Here is a 25622-nt window from a genome sequence, read left to right on the forward strand (position 1 = left end):
GCGTCGGTCAGGGAGTGAGTTCGGCGACCCGGGTGAAGCCGTCCTGGGTCCCGGTCACCGTCAGGCGGACCTGGGAGGTGGTGATCGCGGAGCCGAACGGGATCCAGCGGTAGACCGCGGAATTGCCGGTGACGGTGGCCTGGGTGACCCAGTTGCTGCCGTCCCAGGTCTGCACGGTGAAGTCGGTCGGGACGCCGTCGCTGAAGGAGGCGAAGCCGACGCCGTGCAGCGGGACCGCCGCGGGTGCGGTCACGGTCAGCGTGTCCGGGTACTGCCCCTGGGTGTCGTCGTTCCAGAAGGTGCCGAGGTCGCCGTCGACGGCGTTGGCCGGCACGTAGGTGCGGGTGGCGCCGTTCACCACGTTGGGCGCGTGCCAGCTGGACGCCGACGCCGTGGTGCCCTGCGCCCAGCGGCCGAAGACCGGCACGTCGATGCTGGTGGTGGCGGTCGTCCCGTCGGGCGCCCGCACCTTCAGCGCCACCGGGTACACGCCGCCCGCGGTGCCCTGGGGCACGCCGATCCGGATCGTCGTGCGGGTCTCGGTGGCGCCCGGGGTCAGCGGGATCTGGGCGGGGTCGGGCGTCGCCGTCCAGCCCTCGGGCACGTCCGCGCTGACAGCCGACGCGCCGCCGCCGGTGGAGTGCTGCTCCACGACCGCGGTGAGCTCGCCGCTGCCGCCGGCGGTGACGGGCGCCGCGGCCGCCTGGGCGGCGGTCACCGACACCTGGGTGAACGGCTTGGCGGGCGGCACCACGGTGAAGGTGTAGTCGCCGGAGCCGGCGGTCAGGGTCAGCGTGTCGCCGTTCGCCCGTCCGACGGTCAGACCCGGGTCCTGCTGGGCGGTGCCGCCGGCCGCGTAGACGGTCCGGCCGCTCTCGCGCACCACCGATCCGGGGCCGCCGAGCAGCGGGAGTTCGATGGTCGCGGTCGCGCCGACGGGGATGGCGGCGTGGTAGGTGAGGGTGCTCCCGTCGCGCTGCCAGTCGCTGACGACGGTGCCGCGGGCGGTCTCCTGGCGGGCCGAGGCCCGGGTCAGGTCGCCGACGACGCTGGGGGCCAGCGTCAGGGTGCGGTAGCCGCCGCCCGAGGTGCCCGGCTGGATGCCGCCGAGCTGCTGGTAGAACCACTGCCCGATCGAGCCGCCGAGGCCGATGTGGTCCTTGGACGACGTCCCGTCCGGGGCCGAGGAGTTCGGCCACTTCTCCCAGATGGTGCCCGGGCCCTGCTGCACCATGTAGCCGAAGCTCGGGTAGTCGGTGCGCTGCGCGACGGCCAGGGCGACGTCGTTGCGGCCGTAGGCGCCGAGGGCCTGGAAGACCATGGTGGAGCCGACGAACCCGGTGGTCAGGTGGTCGTCGTGGGCGGCGATGTCCTGCACCAGCCGGTCCACGGTGGCCTGTTCGCGGCCGGCCGGCACGATGCCGAGCATCAGCGGCATCGCGTAGGCGAGCTGGGTGCCGTTGGCGTACACGCCGGTGGCGGCGTCGTAGTAGCGCTTGGTCAGTCCGGCGGCGACGTCGGTCGCGAGCGCGCTGTAGCGCGCCGCGTCGGCGCTGTTGCCGACGACGCGGGCCATCTTCGCCAGCAGTTGGGCGTCGAGGTAGTAGAAGCCGGTCTGGAAGTAGTCGTGCGGGGTGCTGACGGAGGCGACCCAGTCGTCACCCCACGAGGTCGGCGAGTGGACGACGATGTGGTCCGCGTCGCTGATGGTGCCCAGGTAGTCCACCCATGCCTTCACCTGGGCGTAGTGGTCGGTGATGGGGCGGGTGCTGCCGTAGCTCTGGTAGGCGTCCCAGATGATCTGCGGGTAGGCCGAGCCCCAGGCGGGGTCGGTGCGCCAGGAGTTCTGGCCGCCGTTGGCCGGGGCGACCGACGGGATGCTGCCGTCGGGGTTGATGCTGGTCGCCACGTCCCCGAGCCACTTGGCGTAGAAGGACTGCATGTCGAAGTTGGCCATGGCTTCGACGTCGGAGTCCCCGGCGTCGCCGAGCCAGCCGTGCTTCTCGCGCGTCGGGCAGTCCAGCGGGATCGACTGCAGGTCGTTGAGCTGGGTCGAGGCGACCGCGTCCTGGATGGAGTTGAGCAGCGGGTCGGAGGTGCTGAAGCTGCCGGTCGTGGCGACGTCGGTGTGCACGACCTGGGCGGTGACGGTGATGTCCGCGTCGTCGGGCAGGCCGGTCACCTCGGCGTACCGGAAGCCGGAGTAGTTGAAGTGCGGCGCGTAGCTCTCCTTGCCGGTGCCGGCGAAGGTGTAGTGGTCGGTCTGGCGCGGCGGATCGCTGGCGGAGAAGCTGATGTTGGCGGTGGTGACGTGCCCGCCGGAGTCGAGGATCTCGCCCTTCTTGACGGCGACGGCGGTGCCGGCCGGCTGGGTCGCGGTGAGGGTCACCCAGCCGGTGACGTCCTCCCCGAAGTCGTAGACGCGGGAGCCGGCGGCGGGCCGGGTCTGCTTCACCGGGGTCAGGGTGCGCACGACCCTGGTCGGGGGTGCGCTGTCGGCCTCCAGCCGGGTGAACGCGGAGTAGCCGGTGGCGGGCTGCGCGCCGTAGACGCCGAGCTCGGCCAGCCGGAAGGTGCAACTGGTGCCGATGCAGGGCAGCTTGGTGGCGGTGACGCGCACGTACCGGGCGGTGGCGTCGGCGGCGAGGGTGACCGGCTCGGTGCCCGGTGACGGCTGGTCGGCGTCCGTGCGGTCGGCGACGGTGGTGGCGGTCGCGAACGACGGGTCGTCGCTGACCTCGACCTTGTAGCGGACCGGGAAGCCGGCGGCCTTGAAGTCGCCGGCCGGGTCGTTGGTCGGGCGGGCGGGGAACAGCCGGATCTGCCGGACGGCGCGGTCGGCGCCGAGGTCGGTCTGCACCCACTCGGTGTGGTCGGCGCTCTGCTGGATGGCCGAGTGGTAGCCCTGGGAGGCGTCGGACGAGCCGTCCACGCCGTCGGTCAGGGCGGCGGGCGACCAGCCGCAGCAGGAGGTCGTGTCGAGGGCGGTGACCGGCCTGCCCTGCGCGAGGCTGACCGGGTGGGCGGCGGGGGCTATGGCGCGGGCGCCGGCCCACGACGTGTCGTCCAGGCCCGGGGCGTCCCAGCCGGCCACGGCCCTGCGGGCGTCGTAGGTCTCGCCGTAGTAGAAGTCATCGCCGGTCACCGGGCCTGGGGTGGTCTTCCAGCCGGGGCCGGTGCCGAACACGGTCTGCGAGCCGTCGGCGTAGGTCACGTCGAGCTGGGCGACGACCGCGGGACGCCCGGTGGCCTGGCCCTTGCCCGCCATGAACGCCAGGGTGTTGGCGCCGCGGCGCAGCAGGGTGGTGACGTCCAGGTCCCGGTACAGGGTGCGGGTGGCGTAGTCGGTGACCGAGGAGTCGAGGACCTCGGTGGGATCGACGACGGCGCCGTTCAGGTGGGGTTCCGCCAGGCCCTGCGCGGCGAAGTACAGCCGGGCGCGGGCGACGGGGCGGTCGAGGTCGACGTCGCCGCGCAGCAGCGCGCCGTCGTCGGCCTGGATCCACCACGCGGACCAGTCGGCGGGGTGCAGCAGACCGGTGTCGAAGGTGGCGGGTGCCGACCACGGGGACGGCCGGCCCTGGCTGTTCCAGGTGCGCACCGACCAGCTGTAGCTGCGGTCGCTGCTCAACTCCGGGCCGCCGTAGGCGACTCCGGTGGACTCCGCGGAGGCCGTCCGGCCGGAGTCCCACGTCGCGTCGTGGCTGTGCGGGCCCGGCGTCCCCGGGGCGGGGCCGAGCCGGATCTCGTAGGCGGTCTGCGCCTGGGCGCGGCCGGTGTCGTGGAGCGTCCAGGACAGCGTCGGGCGGCCCTCGCCGGCCGGCAGCCCCGGGCCCTGCCCGTCGACCCGCAGGCCGGTCGGCGCGAGCGGGCCGGAGTCGCCGGTGTCCGCGGGCACGGCGGCGGCCGCCGTTGCAGCGGGCACCGCCAGTGCTGTGGCGACGAGTGCGGCTCCCGCCGCGAGGGCGACCGCGGCGGTCGCAGCGCCGCCGGCGCCGCGGGACCGTCGTGCTCGCCGGAGCCCAGGCCATGGCATGGGACACCCCTTCCTCAGGGACTGGAAACGATTCAGCCAAGTGGCGCTCCGCCTGCGGCGGTTGCGGCCCGCACCGGAGTGCCCGGTGGCGGCCGCGTCGACCGCCGTGGCAGCTCACGGACGGTCATATAACGATTCAAGTCAGTGCCCGAGAACTTAGGCTCGCCGCTGACTCATGGTCAAGAGGTGTGCACGGCCCAAACTCGGCCGATCCGGCGGACGGCGAATTGAAACGTCTTCCATCGCATCGAGGCCGCTTCGGGATCGCGCCGGTGGCCGCGGACCGTTCCGCACCGGGTCGCGCGAACCCGTGCCGCACCCCTTGACCGTGCACAAACCGCTCCGTATATTCCGCGGCGTATTCCCGGAGATGAAACGTTTCACTCCGGTGTTCTTTCCCTCTCGGCCCTCTGGAGCTGTTCATGGCCACGCCTCACCCCGCGGTCCGTCCGCGCGGCCGCAGACGTCTCGGCATCTGCCTGGCACTCGCCGGCATCACGCTGGCCGGGCTGCCGGCGGCCGGCGCCACCGCGTCCGCCGCATCGACCGCCTCCGACGCCCCGCCGGGCAGCCCGGCCGCCGCCGCGTCGGCGCGGCCCGGGGACTCCCCCAACTTCGCGCCGGCGAGCCGCACGGTCACGCCGGTCCGCGTGACGCGGACGACCGGCTCGGTCACCGACCCGGCCGCCGTGCTCGACGGGCGGCCCACCACGCTGACCGGCGCCGACTCCTCGCTCACGCTGGACTTCGGCAAGGAGGTCGGCGGCCTGGTGAGCCTGCGGTTCACCGGCGCCGACACCGCGGGAACCCGGCTGGGCCTGGCGTTCACCGAGTCGTCGCAGTACATCGGCACCACCAGCGACGCGAGCAACGGCGGGTCCGGCAGCGACGGCGCCATCTTCGCCGACGTCACCGCGGGTTCGACGTGGACCATGCCGGCGGCGTCGCTGCGCGGCGGGTTCCGCTACCTCACGCTCTTCGGCACGTCCGGCACGCCGGTGACCCTCGACCAGGTCTCGCTCGCGATCACCTTCACGCCGACCATGAAGGACCTGCGGGCCTACGACAACTCCTTCTCCTCCAGCGACCCGCTGCTCAACCGCATCTGGTACGCGGGTGCCTACACCGTGCAGGCCAACACCATCGCGCCGACCTCCGGCCGGGTGTGGGGACCGCCGGCGACCGGCTGGAACAACGGGGCGACCGTCGGCACCGGCGACACGGTGCTGGTCGACGGCGCCAAGCGCGACCGCACGGTGTGGCCGGGCGACCTGGGGGTCTCGGTGCCCACCGAGTACGCCTCGCTCGGCGACCTCACCCCCACCCGCAACGCCCTGACCACGCTGTACCAGCACCAGGCCGCCTCGGGTGAACTCCCCTTCGCCGGACCGCAGGTGAACTTCTACGGCTCGGACACCTACCACCTGTGGACGCTGATCGGCACCGCGAACTACTACCAGTACGCGCACGACAAGGCGTGGCTGGACGGCGAGTGGGCCGCGTACAAGCGCGCCCTGGCCTTCTCCCTCGCCAAGGTCCAGCCGGACGGGCTGATGTCCGTGACCGGTACCGCGGACTGGGCGCGCGGCGGTCAGGGCGGCGAGAACATCGAGGCGAACTCGCTGCTCTACCAGGCCCTGGTGACCGGCGCCGCGCTGGCGGGCGTCGAGGGCGACGCGCAGTCGGCGTCCAGCTGGTCCGCCACCGCGGCCACCCTCAAGGACGCGGTCAACTCCCGCCTGTGGGACGACGCGGCGGGACAGTACCGCGACAACCCGGCCAGCTCCCTGCACCCGCAGGACGGCAACTCCGCGGCGGTGTGGTTCCAGCTGGCGCCGCAGGACCGGGCGCGCCGGGTGAGCGCCGCGCTGACCCGCAACTGGAACGCCTACGGGGCCACCACGCCGGAGAAGAACGGCGAGATCGGCACGTTCCCCGGCTCGATGGAGCTCCAGGCCCACCTGGAGGCCGGTGACGCGACCCGCGCGCTGGACCTGATGCGCCGCGAGTGGGGCTACATGCTCAACTCGCCGCTGGGCACCGGCAGCACGTTCTGGGAGGGCTACCTCGCCAACGGCCAGTTCGGCTACGGCGGCGCGTACATGAGCGCCGCGCACGGCTGGGCCACCGGCCCGACGTCCGCGCTGACCTTCTACGTGCTGGGCATCCGCCCCCAGTCGATCACCGGCGGCTACGCCCTGCGTCCCCAGCCGGGCGATCTGGCGTCCGCACAGGGCTCGTTGAAGACCCCGCTCGGCGACATCCGGCTGTCCTGGCACCACGACGTGTCCGACCGGACGTTCACCGAGAAGGTGGACGCGCCGGCCGCCGCGGTGGCGGAGGTCGACGTCCCGACCTTCGGCGCCAGGACCCGGGTGACGGTCAACGGGCAGATGGTGTGGAACGGCCGCAGCGGGCTGGCCTACGGCGCGCACACCGAGGGCGACTACGTCGTCCTGCACGGCGTGCCGGCGAAGGCCGACATCGAGAGCCAGGCTCTCGGCCGGGTGGCGACCGCACTGGGCGCCGAGGTCACCGCCGCGCCCACCGCGCCGCTGCAGGCGGGCAGTTCGGTGACGGTTCCGGTCACGGTCAGCGCGACCGGCGACACCGTGGTGCACGGCTCGGTCGCGGCGGACCTGCCCGCCGGATGGACCGCGGACCCCGCGGACTTCACCCTCGACACCCGCAACGGCCCGACCGACACCGTCGTGCCGGTCACCGTCCACGCGCCGGCCGGGGCGGCGGGCGGACCGCAGTCCGTCGCGTTCACCGCGTCCGGCGGCGGCGCGACCGCCCGCGCCACGGCCCAGTTGCTGGTGTTCGGTGCCTGGCCGAAGGGCACGACGGCCACGGCGTCCAGCTTCCACGCACCGAACGTGTACGAGGGGCAGACGCGCACCTACGCCCCGGCGAACGCCATCGACGGCGACCCGGCCACCTTCTGGAACGACGACACGTCGGGGGCGTACCCCGACACGCTCACGGTGACCGCGCCGGACCCGGTCACCCTGCACGGCGTCGGGTTCGCTTCCATGATCGACGGCGTCCCGACCGACTTCACCGTGCAGACCTTCGACGGCTCGTCGTGGGTGACCCGGGCCGAGGTGACCGGCAACTCCGCGCTGGACCGCTGGATCCCGTTCGACTCCCCCGTCACCGCCACGGCCGTCCGGCTCGTGGTGACCGCCGACCAGACGCAGAACGGCGCCTTCACCCGGGTCGCCGAACTGACGCCGTAGGCCGGGTGGTTGTCGCGCCCGCCGCGGCGACCACTGAGGACCGGGCCCGCCGCGTGCAACCTTGCGGCGGGCCCGTTCGTCATCTCGGGGGGCGGGCCGGCGTACGCGGCGGCGCGCCGCAAGGGGGTGCGGGGCGGGCTCGCGGGCAGGGGAGGCACGCGTGGGGGCCGTGCCGGTGTACCCGGTCACGACGAGCAGAACGGAACCGAGCCCATGCGTCCACGCCCGGCATCACGCGGCGCCCGAAGAGCGCTGCCCCTCGCCATAGCCGCCGGCACCCTGCTGCCGCTCATCGCGGAGGCCGTGCCGGCCGCCGCCGCGACCCCGCAGGTGGTCTGCTCGTCCGCGCGCGCCAGGATCGCGCCCAGCCTGGCCAGGGACATCACCGCGGCCCTCCACGGGCGCCGCAGCACCACCGCCGTCGCCCTCTACGACCGCACCACCGGCACCAGTTGCACGCTCGACGCGAGCCGCCGCTTCGACTCGGCCAGCGCCGTCAAGGTCACCGTGCTGGCCGCGCTGCTGCGCCAGGCCAAGGAGGCGGGCCGCTCCCTGACCTCCCGCGAGGTCAGCCTCACCACCGCGATGATCACCAGGTCCGACAACGACGCGACCACCGCGCTGTGGAGCCAGCTCGGCGTGAGCCGTATCAAGCACTTCCTGTCGCTGGCGGGCATGACGCAGACCACGCCGGGCGCGGACGGCTACTGGGGCCTGACCCAGATCACCGCGCGCGACGAGCTGAAGCTGATGGCCCTGCTCACCTCGACCAACTCCGTCCTGGGCGCCGACTCGCGGTCCTACGCCCTGAACCTGATGAACAAGGTGGTCTCGTCGCAGCGTTGGGGCGTGCCGGCCGGTACCCCGGCAGGCGTGACCGTCCACGTGAAGAACGGCTGGCTGCCGCGCGCCACCCACGGCTGGCGGGTGCACAGCGTGGGCGCGTTCACCGGCGGCGGGCGCGACTACGCGATCGTCGTCCTGACGCAGGACGACAGCACGATGGACTACGGCATCGCCACGATCGAGGCCGTCGCCCGCGTCGTGCACCGCGACCTGAACCCCAAGTCCGCGGCCGGAAAGCCGTACGGCCGCCCGGCCCGCCCCGTCCACACGCCCGGCACCCTGAACCGCCCGGCGGCGGCCGCCCGTGTCTGACACTCCGGCGCCGCCGTCCGCGCACCCCGGCTTCGGGGAGCCGCTCGGACGACTGCTGCGCCACCGGGGGCTCGGCGCGGGCGCGTTGGCCGCCCGCGCCGGGTGCGAGGAGGCCGATGTCCGGGCCGCGCTGTCCGGGGAGACCCCGCGCGAGGAGGCGCTGCGGCGCCTGGCTCCCGCGCTCGGGTACCACGCGGTCGACGTGTTCGTCCTCGCCGGGGTGCCGGTGCCGGAGGACCTGGCGCCGCTGGACGCTCAGGCCCACCGATGGGTCACGTCCCTGGCCTACGACGTCGTCATGCGGCTCTCCTCGGCGGAACGGCGCGAACTCCTGCTCGCGGCACGGTCGTTGCCGCAGAAGGACCGGGGTGGGCCGTTCGCCCCGAAGTGGCTCCAGCAGCCGACGGGCGATCCCGGCAACTGGATCGTCCGCATGCTCCGGTACCGCAACCTCGGCCCCATGGGCCTGGCACAGACCATGGCCCTGCTCACGCCCACCTGCCTGTCGGCGTCCACCTACCAGCTCATCGGCTCGAACCGCGCGGAGCTCACGCCCCGGCGGGTGACGGACTTCGCCCATGTGCTCGGCATCGACCCACCGGAACTGGCCGCACTGGCGGACGTCGTCCTCGACGAGGTGCCGCCACCTCCGTCACCCAAGGTTCTCGACACGCGCGAACTGTACTGGGAAGCGCGGCGGTTGACCTCGGCGCAGGTCCAGCTCCTCGCGGAGATGGCGCGGGACATGGCCAAGGAGCACCGAGGGGCCGCGCAGGCCGCCGACTGACCACGGCGACTCGAACACTTGTCGCATTCCCGTGCCTCGTGACAGGCTGCGGGAATGGCCACCACGGACGCGGACTCCCTGCCCGAACAGCTCGTCCGGACGCGGCGGTTCACGCTCGGGCATCCCCGGCGGTTCACGGTGTCCGCGGACGGCGGGACGGTGCTGTTCCTGCGCAGCCGGGCGGGGGACGATCCGGTGGCGTGCCTGTGGGCACTGGACGTCGGGACCGGGGTGGAGCGGGTGCTCGCCGACCCCGCGCAGCTGTGCGGCGGGACGGCGGGGCAGGGCATCGCCTCGTACGCGGCCGACGAGAGCGGCGCGTCGGCGGCGTTCACGATGGCGGGCGGGCTGTGGGTGGTGGACGTCGGCGGGGGGCGGGCGCGGCAACTGCCGGCCGTCGGCCCGGTGGTGGACCCGCGCCCCGATCCGGCCGGGCGGCGGGTGGCCTACACGGCGGGCGGCGCCCTGCGGGTGATCGAGGCGGACGGGACCGGGGACCGCGCGGTCGCCGAACCGGACGGCCCCGACGTGGAGTTCGGCGCCCGCGAGCACACTGCGGATGTCGCGCCGGGCGACCCGCGCGGATTCTGGTGGGCGCCGGGCGGCGACCGGCTGCTGGTCGCGCGCGTGGACTCGGCCCGGGTCCCGCTGCGGCAACTCGGCGCCCCCGCCGGTCCCGGAGCGCGACCGCGGGCGGTGCGCTACACGGCTCCGGGCGAGCCGTGCGCCGAAGTGACGCTGTGGGTGGCCTGCCTTGACGGGACCCGCACCCGTGTGGACGTCGATCCTGCGGAGTTCCCCTACCTGGCGGGCGCCGGATGGGACCGGCACGGCCCGTTCGCGGCCGTGCAGTCCCGCACGCACGACCGGCTCCGCACCGTGGGGATCGACCCGGCGGACGGCCGTACCGCGGTCCTCGCCGAGCAGCACGACGCGCCCTGGGTGCACCTGGTGCCGGGTCTGCCGGCGCGCACCTCGTCGGGCGCGATCCTCGCCCATCAGGACGCGGGCGGCACCAGGTTCCTCACCGTGGACGGGATGCGGATCACCCCGCCCGGTCTCCAACTGCGCGCCGTGCTCGGCGCGGACGGCGGCGACGTGCTCTTCACCGCCTCGGACGACCCGGCGCAGACGCACCTGTGGCAGTGGCAGGCCCGGACCGGCCGGCTGCGGCGGTTGAGCGGGACGCCGGGCGTGCACTCAGGAGCCCGGCGCGGCGGCACGCTGCTGCTCTTCGCCGACGGCGTCCGCCCGCACGGGCGGGCCACCGTGGTGCGGGACCGGCAGCCGCCGCGGCACGTGGCGTCGGTGGCCGAACACCCCGCAACGCGGCCGCGGGTGACGCGGCTGGAACTCGGCCCGCGCGCGCTGCGCGCGGACCTGTACCTGCCGTCCTGGCACGGCACGGGCAGCGGGCCGCTGCCGGTCCTGCTCGACCCCTACGGCGGGCCCGGCCGGCAGCGGGTGACCGCGGCGCCGGACTGGCGCGTCCCGCTGTCGCAGTGGTTCGCCGAACAGGGCTTCGCGGTGCTGGTGGCCGACGGGCGCGGCACGCCCGGCCGCGGCCCCGACTGGGAACGCGCCGTGCACGGCGACCTGTTCGGGCCGGTCCTCGACGACCAGGTGACGGCCCTGCGGGAGGCGGCGGCGCGCTGCCCCGACCTCGACCTGGGCCGCGTCGGCATCCGCGGCTCCTCCTTCGGCGGGACCCTCGCGGCCCTCGCCGTCCTGCGCCGCCCCGACTGCTTCCATGCCGGGGTCGCCGCCTCGGGGGTCACCGACCCGCGCCTTTACCACGCCCGGTCCCGCGAGCGGTTCCTGGGCCTCCCGGACGCCTTCCCCGAACGGTACGACGCGGGGGCGCTGGCGCCGGACGCGAACGGGCCGGCCCGCCCGCTGCTGCTCGTCCACGGGCTCGACGACGCGAACGTGCCCGCGTCCCACACCCGGAGGCTGTCCGCCGCGCTGCTGGCCGCGGGGCACCCGCACGAGGTGCTGCTGCTGCGCGGCGTCGGCCACCAGGTGCTCGGGGCGGTCACCACCGGCTACCTACTGCAGCGCCAACGGGACTTCCTGCAAAGGCACTTGGGGGTGGATGCCGCTCGCGCCGGCGGCGGCCCGCGGTGACGGCGCCGGGAGCGGTCAGCAGCCGTCGCTGCCGGCGACCGGTACGACGTCGGGCTTGAGTCCGAGCGTGGCCCGCAGGACGAGCCGGTAGGCCTGCCAGGTCAGGGCCGGGGAGTACGAGGTGTACTCGTAGCAACCCCCCTGGTGGAGGCCGCCGATGAGGCCGTCGACCTCGGTGAGGCCGGTGCCCGGGACCTTGGCGAGCCAGGGGCTTCCACTGCTGCCGCCCACGTAGCCGTGGCAGTTGAAGCCGGGGAAGCCGTCGGTGTAGTAGACGGAGGTGGTGCACTTGATCGGGCTGTCGTCGATGCCGGCGTTGTAGGCCACGTCCGTCACGGTCTGGCCGGCGCGCGGTGCCTGGCCGAGGACGTTGCCGCCGGTCACGTCCTGCAGGGCGGTCCGCCGGCCGTCGACGGACTGCTCGGCGACCTGGAGGATCGCGTAGTCGTACTGCGGGTCCTGGCTGCTCATCCAGCGCGGGTCGACATAGGCGCGGGTGACGGTCCACACGCCGTACGGGGTCTGGCCGTTGCGGTAGCCGGGGGCGAACTGCCAGCCGGCGGCGGTGCCGGACACGCAGTGCGCGGCGGCCAGCAGCAGGTCACGGCCGGGGCTGGCCACGACGCTCGCGGTGCAGCCGTGGTTCTGGTCCAGTCCGTGGCGGAACAGCGGCCCCACGGTGGATATGCCGTCGAACGAGGTGGCGGTCGGGGTCCCGGGTGGCGCCGGCGGGTCGGCCAGGGCGGGGGCGGCCGCGATCCCGGTCGCCACCAGGAACGGTGCGAGGACCGCGAGCACTCGCGCACGGGAGAACCTGAGCATACGTGGACCCTTCGTCGGAACGGCCGCCTCGGCGGGGACCCGCGGGCCGGCCGCACCCGGCGGCCGGAGGCGGCGCGACCGGGGAAGGCTACCCCCTTGATCGGTTCGCGGAACAGGGCCGGGGGTGCGGTTCACAGGGTCGCGGCCGCCGCTCCCACAAGGGAGTTGTGCCCGGCGCCCCCGGTCCCGGCTCCCGCGGGGACCCGGCGCCGCCCCGTCCCGCCTGTCACAGCAGCCCGACGCGTACCGGGCCCGGCTCCCCCGGGCCCGGCGTTCACGGCCCGCCGGCCACCGCGCGCATCGCGCGGCCGTACTGCCAAGCGATCGTGCGCTGGAGCCGGCGGCCGAGGGGGCCGGCGGCCCGCGCGTACCAGGCGGCGGGACGGCTGACGGCGACGACGGTGAAGACCACCGGGCCGCCTGTTTCCGCACGGCTGAGCACGAACGCCTCCTCGCCGGACTCCGGATGGCCGGGCAGGGTGCCGTAGGCGAAGCCGGCCCGGTGCTCGTCGCGGACCGCCCACACCACCCGGCACGGCGCCGCGACCGGCCCGAGGCGCAGCAGCACGCCCACGCCGGCGGCGGCCTGCGGCTGTTCGGGAACGACCGTCAGCAGCGGCACGGCCCGGTGCATACGCCAGCCGAGGAGCGCGTCGGCGGCCGACTCGAACGTGCCCGGCGGCAGCGCGGTCCGCAGCCGCAGCGCATGGAATCCGGCCGGGGCCGGCCGCTCGTCCTCGGCGGTGATGCCGGGCCAGGGGTAGGTCAGGTCCTGCATGCGGGCACCGTACAGCGCGCCACGCCCCCAGCCGGGATTGACCCCGGGCCCGGGACGTGGCGCGCGTGGCGGTGCTGGTGGAGGTGCGCATCGCGCACCTCATGGGTCGTGAGGGGGGAGCCTGTTCCCCGCGGGGTGTGGTCGCGGGGAACAGGCTCCGGTTCGCGGGGCGCCGCCGGCGGGACGGGCCGGCGGCGCCCAGGCCGCGCGCGGGGCCGAGGGCCCCGGCGCGGCGTGGATCACTGGCCGTAGCCCAGCGCGAACAGGTGCACGGTGCCGCTGGCACCGGTGACCGGCAGCGTGACGGAGGCGACCGTCTTCGACGCGTCGAGCGGCACCTTCACGGCGAAGACGTACGCCTTGACGGTGTCCCGGCCGCCGCTGCCGGTGTTCCGGTAGCCGGTGGTGACGGCTGCGGTGTTGCCCGCGACCGGCTGGCTGGAACCGCCGTTGAGCGTCCAGTCGGAGAACGTCACCGTCGCCTTGGCGGTGCTGCCGTCGGTGTAGGTGACGGTCAGCTCACCGGGGACGCCGCTGCCGTCCGTCGGGGCGTTGGTCGCCGCGCCCAGCAGGCCGAGGAACGCGCCGGAGCTGCCCGCGGGCTGCGGGAGGGTCTGCCCGGCGACCTCCAGGTTGTCGAACTGCCCCGCGGCCGGCGTGGGCCAGGTGTAGGTGACACCGTCCGCGGTGACGTGGCTGCCGCCGGTGACCCCGGCCGCGCTCAGCGCGTCCTGCGAGTACGCCCAGCCGCCGTCGTCGAAGCCGCCGGAGAAGTGGGTGCCGTCCGGGTAGATGCCCTCGTTCGTCTCGTACGGCCACAGCTCGCCGGGCTTGGCGATCGCCACCCGCAGCGTCGCACCGCCGAGGTCGGTGCCGCCGGCCCGGTTGGTGAGCGAGAACGTCACCGCGTACGAGCCCTCGCTGCCGCCGGCCGTGACCGGCACCTGCGCCTCGGCGCTGCCCTCGGGCGGGACGGTCACCGAACCGGAGGCGGTCCCCACGGTGACCCCGTCGGGCGCGTGCGCGGCCCAGTCGACGGTCACCGCCGAGGAGCCGAGGTTCGTCAGCTTCAGCGTGCCCTGGCTGCTGGTGCCGGGCGGCACGATCAGCCCGTCGCTGGTCGGCCCGGTGGCCGCCAGCACCCGGCCGCCGCCGGTGGTGTCGGACGGCGGGACCGCGTCCGCGGCGGACCCCCACGACGTGTTCGGCGTGGTGCCCAGGGTGAAGTCGAGCGAGCCCGCCTTCTGGAACTGCCCGAACGTCAGCCAGTTGTCGGCGTAGGCCTTGCCGCCCACGTTCAGCGACTGCACGTACGGCGCGTCGGGGGCCGCCTGCGGCGCGTTGATCCGCACCTCCTTGCCGTTGCCCAAGGTGACCTGCGCGACCGGGAAGGCCGGGCTGCCCAGCACCAGGGTGTCGGTGCCCGGCGTCTCCGGGTACATGCCGAGCGAGGACCAGACGTACCAGGAGCTCATCGCGCCCAGGTCGTCGTTGCCGAACGAGCCGACGGGCGCGTTGAAGTAGAGCTTCTGCTGGGCCTGCCGGACCGCCGCCTGCGTCTTCCACGGCTGCCCCAGGTAGTTGTACTCCCAGGGGATCTCCAGGCTCGGCTCGTTGCTCAGGTCCGCGTTGGTGCCGCCCGGGTCGCTGATGTTGCCCAGCAGGCCGTCCAGGTACGAGGAGTAGGCCGCCGCACCGCCGCGGGCGACGATCAGCTGGGAGACGTCGAACGGCACCATGGGCGTGTACTGCGCCGAGGTGCCCTCGACGAAGCCGTTGGACGTGCCCGGGGTGAAGCCGCCCGCGAACTGGCCGTTCTTGTTCTTGCCCTGCATGTAGCCGGTCTGCGGGTTGAAGACGTTCATCCAGTCCTGCGCCCGGGCGGCGAACTTCTGGTAGTCCGCGGCCTTGCCGAGCGACTTGGCGAACGACGCGATCGCATAGTCGGCGGTGTCGTACTCCAGCTGGGTGGACACCGGGCCGTAGAAGTTGCAGCACGGGTAGCCGGACTGGTCCAGCGGCAGGTAGCCGTAGGAGTCGCGCACGGCCTGGCCGGGGCGGTTCTGGTTGGGCGCGGTGGCCTCGTGCTCCATCGCCTCCAGGGCGTGGGCGGTGTCGAAGTCACGGGCGCCGAAGGCGTACGCGTCGGCGATGATGCCGTCGGCCGGGTCGCCGACCATCACGTAGCTCTCGCCGTTGTTCGACGCCCACTTGGGCAGCAGACCGGTCTGGTCGTAGCCGTTGAGCATCGAGGTGACGATGTCGCTGGTCTGCCGCGGCGCGACCATCGCGATGGCCTGCGTCTGCGAGCGGTAGGTGTCCCAGCCGGAGTAGTTGGCGTACTGCGCCAGCTGGCCCTTGGCGAGCTTGTGGACCTGGTCGTCCATGCCCATGTACTCGCCGTTGACGTCGGAGAACGTGTTGGGGTGCAGCAGCGTGTGGTACAGCGCGGTGTAGAACTGCACCTGCTGGTCGTGGCTGCCGCCGCCGATCTTCACCCGGCCCAGGAGCGCGTTCCACGCGTCGTGGTTGGCCTGGCGCATGGCGTCGAAGTTCCAGCCCTTGACCTCGGAGGAGAGGTTGGCCGCGGCGTTGTCGTCGCTGGTGTAGGAGATGGCGACGGCGGCGGTCACCGTCGCGTTCTTCGACGTGTCGAACGTCAGGTACATCCCGTTGGCGCCGGTGACCGGCGCGGCGGCCGCGGCCGCGGTCTGGCTCCCGTGCACGACCGGCGCGGGGTGCGACGGCACGGTGAAGTGCTTCTCGTGCAGCGGGCCGGCGGCGTGCGAGGCGGGCGTCTGCGCGGCGCGCCCCTGGCTCAGCGAGGTCGCGTCCGGGTTGACGGTGCTGCCGACCCAGGTGCCGCTGCCGGTGAAGGACTGGTTGAACTTGATGTCGAAGTGCAGCGTGTAGCGGTTCTTCGCGCCGCAGAAGTGGCCGCTGTCGACCGAGCCGCTGACCTCGTGGTCGCTGACCGTCTTGACCCGGGTGCCGTCCACCGTGGTGGCGCCGCTGCTCAGCTTGAGCAGCAGGTTCGACTGCGCGCCGGCGGGGAACGTGAACCGGCCCAGCCCGGAGCGGGTGGTGTCGGTCAGCTCGGTCTTCACGCCCGAGGCGTCGGTGACGCCGTAGTAGCCGATCCCGGTCTGCTCGTCCTTGTGGCTGAACGAGGCGGAGGTGTCGGACAGGTTGCCCGACAGGGCGCCGCTCACCGGCAGGATCGGCACGTCCCCGGCCACGTCGCAGCCCGGCCCTGAGACGTGAGCGAGGCTGAAGCCGGAGATCTTGCTGTCCTTGTACTCGTACCCGCCGCCCTGGGTGCGGTGCGGGGTGGTGTCCGGACCCCACTGCAGCATGCCGAACGGCATGTCGGGCCCGGGGAAGGTGTTGACCGCGCCCGAGGTGCCGATGATCGGGTTCACCAGGGACGCGGGGTCCTTCACGAAGTCCGGCCCGGAGGCGGCGAAGGCCGAGCCGAGCGAGCCGAGGGACGCAAGCGGCAGAGCCATGATGCCCAGGACGGACACCACGGCAAGGCGCCGGCGGAATCTGCTGCTGGAACCTGGTGCGTTCAAACGCCGTTGTCTGACCACAGATTGCCTCCGCACAGAGATGCCTCGCGCATGGCGGTGCCAGGGGACGGATGGCCTCCCCGATCGACAACGTTGTCATTCGTGCTGATGGAACGGACAACGTTGCCAACCTGCACGAGGGTTGAGTAGAGCGCGGATGGTGAGGGTGTGTCAATGGCGGCGGCAGTGAACCCTGATGACTTCACCCGCGTGGCACGCGGGACCTGCGCCCTTCCGGGTGGCGCCCCACCCGCACCCGACCAACGCCCCCGGGCACCCCAGACACCCAGGACACCCGGACACCCCCGGGCACCCACACCAATCCCCCCGGGTTCGCTTGCAGGGTGCTGAGGTACAAGGGGGCTGAGCACGATCGACCGGCAGACACCGGATTTAAGGGCCCGGAGGCGAGAAGCCGGCAAAAAAAATTGCACGTACGATCACCCAATGGCTGACATGACCCAGACCACGCCCGGTTGGCTCGCGCCCGACGAGCTGGAGATGACACGCGCCCGCATGCCGATCCTGTACGTCGACGCCGTGCCCGTGCGGGTCGACGACAGCGGGGAGGTGACGCACGTCGGGCTGCTGCTGCGCATCGGGCCGGACGGAGCGGTCAGCCGCGCGCTCGTCTCCGGCCGGGTGCTGCACCACGAGCGGGTGCGCGACGCGCTGCTGCGGCACCTGGAGAAGGATCTCGGGCCGGTCGCGCTGCCGCGGATCCCCGCGTCGCTCCAGCCGTTCACCGTCGCCGAGTACTTCCCCACCCAGGGCATCACGCCGTACCACGACCCGCGGCAGCACGCGGTGTCGCTGGCGTACGTCGTGCCGGTGGCGGGCGACTGCATGCCGCGGCAGGACGCGCTGGACCTGGTGTGGTTCACCCCGCAGGAGGCGTCGTCGCCGCAGTTGCAGGCGGAGATGCCGGGCGGGCAGGGCTTCCTGCTCAAGCAGGCGCTGGCCCACGTGGGATGCGCGTCGTGATCGTGCTCCGCGAGGTGCGCGACGAGGACCTGCCGGTCTTCTGGACGCACCAGTCGGACCCGGCGGCTCAGCAGATGGCGGCCGTGACGGGCGCGTACCACTACGACCGGGAGCTGTTCGACCTCCACTGGGCGCGGGTCCGCGCCGACCCCGAGTGTCTGCTGCGCACGGTGCTGGACGGTGACGCGGTGGTCGGCCTCGCCGGCGCGTACGGCCCACCCGGCGAGCGGGAGGTCACGTACTGGATCGACCGTGCCCGGTGGGGCCGCGGCATCGCGACCGCCGCGTTGGCGGCGCTGCTCAGGATCGAGACCGGCCGCCCTCTGTTCGCCCACGCGGTGGCCGACAACACCGGCTCGATCCGCGTCCTGCAGAAGTGCGGTTTCGTCATCGCGGGACGCGAGCGCGGTTTCGCGCAGGCGTGCGGCGGCGAGGTCGACGAGGTGCTCCTGACGCTGACGTGAGGTGACCGCGGTCCCGCGCGATGGGTGGGCCGGCTCGCCACGATGAGCCGGCCACCGGCGGCACGCGGGGCCGACGGGACGGGCGGGTCCGCCCAGTGCGGCGCCCTTCCCCTCGCCGTCCCCTCGCCACGCCGTGCCCCTGCTGCCACTCCCGCTATCGCCCTCCCCCGCAATCGCCCGCCTCACGGATAGGCCGGCCGGCGGTGTCGATCGGGGGGCGGCGGGTTCGTCGTATGGGTGAGAGGGTCCGCAGAGGGGCCCGCAGGAGGGCCCGGCGGCGGGCCCGGACGAGGGGACGGACGCAATGGCGAAGTACCTGATCCTGATCTACGGCGACGAGCAGCGCTGGAACGCGATGTCGGCGGAGGAGCGGGCGCAGATCGACGAGGGCCACCGGGCCTTCCGGGCGCGGGCCGGGGCGGCGGTGCTGGCGGCGGGCGAGTTGGAGACCACGGCGACCGCGACCAGCCTGCGGGCCGGATCCGGCGGGAGTCCGGCGATCACCGACGGTCCGTTCCTGGAGAGCAAGGAGGTGCTGGGCGGCTTCTACCTGCTGGAGGCCCGGGACCTCGACGAGGCGATCGCGCTCTCCAGCGGTCTGGCCGAGGTCGCGCACGACCACAGTGGGGTCGAGGTGCGTCCCCTGGTGCAGCACGGCTGACGCGGGGCGGTGGCTGACGTGACGGTGCCTGCCGGGGACTCCCCCGGACCCGATCCGGCCGGGTCCCCCGCCGCAGACCTCCCCGGGCCCGTCGACGGGGACCTCGGGTCCGTCGCCGAGGCCGTGGCGGAGGCGCACCGCCGGGACTGGGCCGCGGTGCTCGCCTCGACGGTGCGCCTCACCCGCGACCTCGACCTGGCCGAGGAGTGCGCGCAGGACGCCTACACCCGTGCGCTGCAGACCTGGCCGCGCACGGGTGTGCCGGCGCGCCCGGGCGGCTGGCTGACCACCGTCGCCGGGAACCGGGCCCGTGACCTGCTGCGCCGCGAGTCGGCGTGGCGGCGGGCGCTGCCGCTGCTGGTGGTGGACGACCCGGTGCCCGGTCCCGAGGACACCGCCGAGCGGCCGGTGATCGCCGACGACCGCCTGCGCCTGGTCTTCACCTGCTGCCACCCGGCGCTGTCCCGCGAGGCGCAGGTGGCACTGACCCTGCGGCTGGTGTGCGGGCTGTCCACGGCGGAGGTGGCACACGCGTTCCTGGTGCAGGAGTCGACGATGGCCGCGCGGATCACCCGCGCGAAGAAGAAGATCGCCGCGGCGGCGATCCCCTACCGGGTGCCGTCGCGCGCCGAGTTGCCCGAACGGATCGACGCCGTCTGCGAGGTGGTGCACCTGCTGTTCACCACCGGCCACGCGCCGCCGGTCGGTGACCGGCTGGTGCGCGCCGACCTGGTGGACTGCGCGGTCCGGCTGGCGCGGATGCTGCACCGGCTGCTGCCGGGCGCCGCGGACGTCGCCGGGCTGCTCGCGCTGCTGCTGCTCGTCGACGCCCGCCGCGGCGCGCGCGAGTCGGCGTCCGGCGGCCTGGTGCTGCTCGCGGAGCAGGACCGCGGCCGCTGGGATGCCGACGGTATCGCCGAGGGCGTCGACCTGCTCACGCGCGCGCTGTCCGCCGGCCCGCCCCACCGCTATGCGGTGCAGGCGGCGATCGCCGCGGTGCACGCGGAGGCGCCGTCGTGGGAGTCCACCGACTGGGCGGAGATCGTCGCGCTGTACGACGTGCTGCTCCGGCTCTGGCCTTCCCCCGTCGTGGAGTTGAACCGAGCGGTGGCGGTGGGCCTGCGTGACGGGCCGAGGGCCGGGCTGGACGCGCTGACCCCGCTGCTCGACGAGCCGGCGCTCGCCACCTACGGATATCTCAGCGCCGCCCGGGCCGACTTCCTGCGCCGGCTCGGCAAGTGGGCCCAGGCGCTCACCGCGTACGAGGAGGCTCTGGCCCTCACCGACAACGCCGTCGAGCGGGACTTCCTGGTGCGCCGTCTCGACGAGGTGCGGGCGCGGCTGCAGGGGAGTTGAGCGGGACGCGCGAGACGGGGGCCCGGGCCGGACCGCGCAACGACGGCTGCGGATGGGGCGCGTGACGCGAAGTCCATGGGCGCGCGGTGAGGCGCCGACCCCTGCGGGGGGGTGCGGCCCAGCCTGAGCGCGGGGTCCAGGGCCGGGTCCGGGCCTCGGTGCCGGATCCCCGGTGGACGATCCTGGATGGCCGGATCTCGCGCACCGCGTCAGGACCCCGCCCCGGGGGAACGTCGTGCCTTCGAGCCGCTCGGCCCGGCATCGGGCGGCGTCCTGCGGGCACCGAGCGCCGCGCCGCATTCACCCTGAGCCAGGGGAAGGGCAGGTCAGCGGCCCGGGCCCGTGGATAGCCGGGGCGCAAGGGGGTACCCGCAGGCAGAACGGCCGGGCCGCACGGCCGCGCCGCACGAAGGAGGCCGCCATGGCCGAAAGGGGCACGCTGGCCGAGTACCGCCGGCGCAGGGACTTCTCCAGGACCGGCGAACCCCGGGGCGACGCCGCCGGCGCCGCCGCGGACCGGCCCGGGTTCGTGGTGCAGATCCACGACGCGACCACCACGCACTTCGACTTCCGCCTGGAGGTGGACGGCGTGCTGAAGTCGTGGGCGGTGCCGAAGGGGCCGTCCAGCGACCCGCACGACAAGCGGCTGGCCATGCCCACCGAGGACCACCCGCTGGAGTACCGCGACTTCGAAGGCGTCATCGCCAAGGGCGAGTACGGGGCCGGCGCGGTGATCATCTGGGACGAGGGCACCTACCGGAACCTCACCGAGGACCGGCGCCACCGGCCAGTGCCGCTCGCGGAGGCGCTCGACGGCGGCCACGCGTCGTTCTGGCTCGACGGCGTCAAGCTGCACGGCGGCTACTCCCTGACCCGGCTGCGCGGCGACCGCTACGGCGACCGCGAGGCGTGGCTGCTGGTCAAGCGGGGGGACAGCCGGGCGTCCCGCGCCGGAGCACCCGATCCCCGGCGGGCGCGCTCGGCCCGCAGCGGCCACACGCTGGGGCAGGTCGCGGCGGAGGGCGGCCCGACGTGGACCCGCGCGGACGGCATGAGCCAGGACGTTCCGGGCGGCGAAAGCGCGAGCGGGCACGGTCCTGCCGGCGAAAACCAGGGCCGGCGCGCTTCGGGCGGGCACGGTCCTGGCAGGCACGCTCCGAGCGGGGACGGCGCTTCGTGAGCGGCGCCGAGCGGACCATCCGCGCCGGCGGCCGTACCGTCGGGATCCACCGCCCGGCCAAGGTCCTCTTCCCGCAGGACGGCTTCACCAAGGGCGACCTCGCCGAGTACTACCGCGGTGTGGCCCGGCGGATGGTGCCGCAGGTGCGCGGCCGGCCGCTGATGCTGGAACGCCACCCCGGGGGCATCGGCGACCACGGGTTCATGCAGAAGGACGTCCCGCGGCACTTCCCCCGCTGGGTGCACCGGGTGGAGCTGCCGAGGCAGGAGGGCGGCACCGTCACGTACACGCTTTGCGACGACAAGGCCACGCTGCTGTACCTCGCCGACCAGGCGTGCATCACCCCGCACCGCTTCCTGTCGACGGCCGGCCGGCCGGACCGCCCGGACAAGATGGTCTTCGACCTGGACCCGGCGAACGGAGGCTTCGCGCCGGTCCGCACCGCCGCCCTGCTGCTGCGCGATCTGCTGGACGGCCTCGGGCTGCCGTCGTCGGTGATGACCACCGGGTCCCGGGGGCTGCACGTGGTGGTGCCGCTCGACTCCCGGGCCGGGTTCGACGAGACCCGCGCCTTCGCCCGCGACGTGGCCGGCCTGCTCGCCGCTCGCCATCCCAAGGCGCTGACCACCGAGGCGCGCAAGGAGGCCCGCCGCGGGCGGCTGTACCTCGACGTGCAGCGCAACGCCTACGCGCAGACCGCGGTGGCCCCCTACGCCGTCCGCGCCCTGCCCGGTGCGCCGATCGCCGCGCCCCTGGCCTGGGAGGACGTCGAGGACCCGGACCTCAACGCGCAGCGCTGGACGATCGACACCGCCGACCGGCTCCTGACGGCCGATCCCTGGCGCCGCGCCCCGCGCGGACGTTCCCTGCGCCCGGCACGCAAGCGTCTGGACGCGCTGCTCCACGAGGACTGACGGCCGCGGCGCGGCCTGCGGTCATCTCCGCCCGCCGCCCGCCTCCTTCGGGGTGGCGGGCGTGACCGCCAGGTGGGCGGACTCCTGGCGGGGCACGGGGGCGATGAGGCCGAGCAGCGCGTCGCGACCGCGCTCCGCCAGGGCCCGGCGCCGACCACCGCGCGGGCTCCCGACGGCACCTGCGGACGGCCCATCCGGCCGCCGCCGCGGTGCCGCCCCGGGTGCCCGCGTGCGGCAGCCGGGTGGGGCGCCGCAGCGCAGGACGCCGGGTGGTCCGGCCGCGACGGTACGTCGCCGCGGGCCGGCTCAGCCGGCCGGTCTCAGCCGACCGGACGGACGAGCTGGGCGTAACCGGGCGCGTCGACCAGCGTCAGCGGGACACCGCCGGCCGCGCTGCCCAGCAGGGTGAGCGAGACGGCCGCGGGCCCGGCCGGCGTGGTGCCGTCGGACAGGACCGCGAGCGCCAGGGTGTTGCTGCCGCGCGGGCGCAGGATGCCGTTGGGCAGCACGAACGTGTGCTGCGGGCCCGCGTCGTTGATGTACTGGCCCATGTTCCAGCCGTTGAGGAATATCTGCACCCGGTACGCGCGGGCCGGGTCGTCGTCCAGGGTGAGGCCGACGGACGCGTCGGTGCCGCGGTCGACGTCCAGCCGGAACTGGGTGCGGTACCAGGAGACGCCCTGCCGGGGTTCGGCCTGAAGGTCGGCGGCGGGCGCCCAGTCGCGGTCGGGGAAGCCGGGCAGGTGCCAGCCGGCGCGCTCCCCGTACAGGCCGCCGGTGTTGAGCGGGCCGCGCGCGGCGTCGGCGGCGGTTCCGCCCTGGATGCGCCAGGCCAGCGCGGACGCGTCGCCGTCCAGCCGCGCCGAGGTCAGGCCGCGGGCCGACTTGAACGCGTCGTTGGCGCCGCCGTCCTCCTCGTGGGCCATCCTGCGCACCAGCACGGCCACGGTGTGGCGTCCCTCGCCGGCGAGGTCGGCGGGCACGGCGAAGTCCGCGGTGGCCGCCCATGTGCCCTGCGTGTCCTGGGCCTTGGCGGGGACCGGCTGGCGGTGCACGCCCAGCGGGCGGCCGTCCCACCAGGCCATGAGCAGGCCCTGGGTGCCGCTGGCGTACGACAGGCTCAGCGTGCCCGGGGCGGCGGTCGCGTCGACCTCCGCGCGGTACCAGACGTCGCCGTAGTGGAAGCCGTAGTCGTCGGCGAAGAGCACCGGGCCGCCGGCGGGCACCGCGGTGGTGCTGGAGGAGGTGGTCAGGTCGCAGACCCGCCAGGCCGAGTCGTCGAAGGCGGGCTCGGACTCGGGGTTCTCCGGGGACTGCAACCAGCCGGTGAGCGCGGGCAGTTCGACCGGCTGCGGGCCGGCCAGCAGGCTGCCGGCGAGCAGGCTGCCGGAGGCGGTGGGGGCGACCGCGACGCGCCGGGCGTTCCAGAACACCTCCCGCACGGCGGGCTCCGCCCAGACCTCGAGCGGGCAGTCCTGCGTGGTGTCGCCGGTCAGCTTCAGCACGGCGCCCTCGCGTTCCGCGGTCCTGACCAGGGCGGGGCCGCTGACCAGGACCGGCTCGCCGGCCGCCGTCAGCAGGCGGAGCACCGCCGAGGCGTCGTCGTCGGCGAACAGCAGCAGCATCGGGGTGGCGGTGCCGCCGCCCTCGACCAGGACCCGGGTCAGGCCGCCGAGGACGGTGTTGATCCGCAGGGTGCCGGCGGCCGCGTCGTAAACGGTGTCCGCGGCACCGCCCACGACGGTGACCGCGGGCTTCCCGGACACGGCGAGCACGACCTCGGCGGGGTCGCCGGGCCGGCCCGCGAAGGCGGCGACGTCCAGGGCGCCGCCGGTGGTGCGCAGCATCGGCTGGGCGGTGGTGTAGCGCAGGGTGCGGCGGCCCAGGGACAGTTCGGTCGCGACGACCTTCATGTCCTTGGAGGCCACGCGCATGCCGCCGGGCGCGGCGGGCACCGTCGCGGTGCCCGCCGCGGTGGCCACCGGCAGGGTGCAGGTCGCGTCGGCCGAGGTGTCGTTGCGCAGGAAGTAGACGTGGGCGCCGCTCTCGGCCGCGGTCAGGTGGTAGACGCGCACGGCCGTGGAGTCGGCGGCGGTGTCGGCCGCGCGGTCCAGCGCCGCGAACTCCGGGAAGGCTTCGAGCATCGCGCCGGTCTGGTGCATCGGCACCACCTTGGAGGTGGCGTTGCGGGCCTCGTCGATCGCCGCGCCGTAGTCGTACGAGGTGTAGACGACGGGGGCCGGCAGCCAGCCCCAGGAGGTGCCGCCGAACGTCATGTAGACGTTGTGGATCTTGACGCCGTTGGCGAGGTTCGTCAGGTAGAAGCGGCGCTCGTAGGCGGCGTCGCGGGTGCGGCGGGACTCCGCGTAGCCCTTGCCGCCGAACTCCGCGCCGCCCCACGGGTCGAACCAGCCGCCGCCGAACTCGGCCATCAGGCCGGGGGTTCCGGGGCTGGCGGTGGAACCGCCCTTGGCACCGCCGGTACCGAAGTACCCCCAGTCCGGGGGGAGTCCGGTCGGCGACGGGTAGCCGTCGAAGCCGTACAGGTACTGGCCGGTCTCGCCGCCGGTGTCGAAACTCCCCGGGATCCAGTAGCCGTTGCGGCCCTTGTCGTTGTGGAACAGCGGCACGTCGATGCCGTCGGCCCGCACCTTGGCGTACAGGTGCGCCATGTACCCCTGGCCGATCGCGTCCGCGGTGTGCGACGCGTACTCGTTCTCCAACTGGTACAGCACGACGCTGCCGCCGCCGTCGGTGTACAGGTGCCGGGAGATGACCGCGTTCACAGCGGTGAGCCACTCGTCGACGTACCCCAGGTAGGTGGGGTCGTTGCTGCGCGCCCGGCCGGGGGTGGTGGCCAGCCAGCCCGGGTAACCGCCCGCGTCCACCTCGGCGTTGATGTACGGGCCGGGCCGGGCGATGACGTACAGGCCGGCGTCGGCGGCCATCTCCAGGAACAGCCCGAGGTCGCGCACGCCGGTGAAGTCGTAGTGGCCGGGCGCGGGCGAGTGGTAGTTCCAGGAGGCGTAGATGCTGACGGCGTTGTAGCCGTTGCCCCGCATCTTCTGCAGCACGTCCCGCCACAGCGACGGGCTCGGCAGCCGGAAGGGGTGCACCTCGCCGGACCACAGCGGGACCCGGCGGCCGTCGATGATCAGCGAGTACGGGTCGAAGGTGACGGTGCCGCCGGAGCCGGAGCCGGCCCCGGCGGGGCGCGGCGCGGCGCCCGCGGCGGCGGCCGCGGTGCCCACCGGCAGGGCGAGCGAGAGCAGAGCGGAGCCGGTGAGGGCTCCGAAGGCACGACGAGACAGTTCCACAGCGGTCCCCTTGAGCACGTGGGCGGAGCAGCCGGGTGAGGCCGGCGACGAGCGGCCGCTTGCGGCCATGGCGTCCCGGCACACGCCAACACCCAGCCGGGCGTTCGACTTTGTCGAAAAATGTTGGAACGTGAGCGTGTGAACGCTAACGCCGCGATGAGGGCACGTCAATGCCCGTGCACGGACTTCACAGGGGGGCTTTCCGGAAGGGTCCGGCACGGCGG

The 25622-nt window shown here is 74.1% G+C and carries 15 protein-coding genes; 10 read left to right on the top strand and 5 right to left on the bottom strand.

The genetic code is table 11. The features are described from left to right. Window positions 1-7: 7 nt before the first annotated feature. Complete coding sequence (locus ACH4TG_RS23430) at window positions 8-3925, bottom strand: family 78 glycoside hydrolase catalytic domain (RefSeq protein ID WP_398244400.1); 3918 nt, start codon at window positions 3923-3925, stop codon at window positions 8-10. A gap of 533 nt (window positions 3926-4458) precedes the next feature. On the opposite strand from ACH4TG_RS23430, the gene ACH4TG_RS23435 reads away from it, so the two are divergent. The 4 genes from ACH4TG_RS23435 to ACH4TG_RS23450 all read left to right on the top strand — a co-directional run bounded on the left by ACH4TG_RS23435 (window position 4459) and on the right by ACH4TG_RS23450 (window position 11350). Beyond that, on the top strand, window positions 4459-7278 hold the full coding sequence (locus tag ACH4TG_RS23435; RefSeq protein WP_398244401.1) for a discoidin domain-containing protein: 2820 nt from the start codon (window positions 4459-4461) through the stop codon (window positions 7276-7278). Window positions 7279-7491: 213 nt separating this feature from the next. Continuing rightward, window positions 7492-8436, top strand: coding sequence for a serine hydrolase (locus ACH4TG_RS23440; protein ID WP_398244402.1), 945 nt, complete (start codon window positions 7492-7494; stop codon window positions 8434-8436). Further along, window positions 8429-9223 carry a hypothetical protein gene (locus ACH4TG_RS23445; protein WP_398244404.1) on the top strand — a complete coding sequence of 265 codons (795 nt, stop codon included), beginning with the start codon at window positions 8429-8431 and terminating at the stop codon, window positions 9221-9223. Before ACH4TG_RS23440 ends, ACH4TG_RS23445 begins: the two co-directional genes overlap by 8 nt. A gap of 54 nt (window positions 9224-9277) precedes the next feature. Continuing rightward, the gene (locus tag ACH4TG_RS23450) at window positions 9278-11350 is read left to right on the top strand and encodes a prolyl oligopeptidase family serine peptidase (RefSeq protein ID WP_398244405.1); all 2073 of its coding nucleotides are present in this window, start codon (window positions 9278-9280) and stop codon (window positions 11348-11350) included. Between the two features lie 15 nt (window positions 11351-11365). Here the strand turns inward: ACH4TG_RS23450 and ACH4TG_RS23455 are convergent, their stop codons facing one another. The 3 genes from ACH4TG_RS23455 to ACH4TG_RS23465 form a co-directional block, all read right to left on the bottom strand. Continuing rightward, window positions 11366-12172, bottom strand: coding sequence for a trypsin-like serine peptidase (locus ACH4TG_RS23455; protein ID WP_398244406.1), 807 nt, complete (start codon window positions 12170-12172; stop codon window positions 11366-11368). A gap of 274 nt (window positions 12173-12446) precedes the next feature. Next, window positions 12447-12950 (bottom strand): DUF1990 family protein, encoded by a 504-nt coding sequence (locus tag ACH4TG_RS23460; protein WP_398244407.1) that lies wholly within the window; start codon window positions 12948-12950, stop codon window positions 12447-12449. A gap of 239 nt (window positions 12951-13189) precedes the next feature. Further along, window positions 13190-16558 (bottom strand): lectin, encoded by a 3369-nt coding sequence (locus tag ACH4TG_RS23465; RefSeq protein WP_398244408.1) that lies wholly within the window; start codon window positions 16556-16558, stop codon window positions 13190-13192. Window positions 16559-16969: 411 nt separating this feature from the next. Here ACH4TG_RS23465 and ACH4TG_RS23470 point away from each other — a divergent pair, with 411 nt between their 5' ends. The 6 genes from ACH4TG_RS23470 to ligD all read left to right on the top strand — a co-directional run bounded on the left by ACH4TG_RS23470 (window position 16970) and on the right by ligD (window position 22081). Next, complete coding sequence (locus ACH4TG_RS23470; RefSeq protein WP_398244409.1) at window positions 16970-17506, top strand: NUDIX hydrolase family protein; 537 nt, start codon at window positions 16970-16972, stop codon at window positions 17504-17506. Further along, window positions 17503-17970, top strand: a complete 468-nt coding sequence (locus tag ACH4TG_RS23475; RefSeq protein ID WP_398244410.1) for a GNAT family N-acetyltransferase — start codon at window positions 17503-17505, stop codon at window positions 17968-17970. Before ACH4TG_RS23470 ends, ACH4TG_RS23475 begins: the two co-directional genes overlap by 4 nt. 304 nt (window positions 17971-18274) lie before the next feature. After that, window positions 18275-18631, top strand: a complete 357-nt coding sequence (locus ACH4TG_RS23480) for a YciI family protein (protein WP_398244411.1) — start codon at window positions 18275-18277, stop codon at window positions 18629-18631. A 123-nt stretch (window positions 18632-18754) separates the two neighbouring features. Next, the gene (locus tag ACH4TG_RS23485) at window positions 18755-19987 is read left to right on the top strand and encodes an RNA polymerase sigma factor (protein ID WP_398244529.1); all 1233 of its coding nucleotides are present in this window, start codon (window positions 18755-18757) and stop codon (window positions 19985-19987) included. A gap of 421 nt (window positions 19988-20408) precedes the next feature. Then, entirely contained in the window at window positions 20409-21167 is a 759-nt protein-coding gene (locus ACH4TG_RS23490) for a DNA polymerase ligase N-terminal domain-containing protein (RefSeq protein WP_398244412.1), read from the top strand. After that, window positions 21164-22081, top strand: coding sequence for a non-homologous end-joining DNA ligase (ligD, locus tag ACH4TG_RS23495; protein ID WP_398244413.1), 918 nt, complete (start codon window positions 21164-21166; stop codon window positions 22079-22081). Before ACH4TG_RS23490 ends, ligD begins: the two co-directional genes overlap by 4 nt. Before the next feature lie 320 nt (window positions 22082-22401). On the opposite strand, the gene ACH4TG_RS23500 is transcribed toward ligD, so the two are convergent. Then, window positions 22402-25398 carry a beta-galactosidase gene (locus ACH4TG_RS23500; RefSeq protein ID WP_398244414.1) on the bottom strand — a complete coding sequence of 999 codons (2997 nt, stop codon included), beginning with the start codon at window positions 25396-25398 and terminating at the stop codon, window positions 22402-22404. Window positions 25399-25622 lie beyond the last annotated feature (224 nt).

This window comes from Streptomyces sp. NPDC020917 (genome assembly GCF_044333795.1).
Taxonomy (GTDB): Bacteria; Actinomycetota; Actinomycetes; order Streptomycetales; family Streptomycetaceae; genus Actinacidiphila.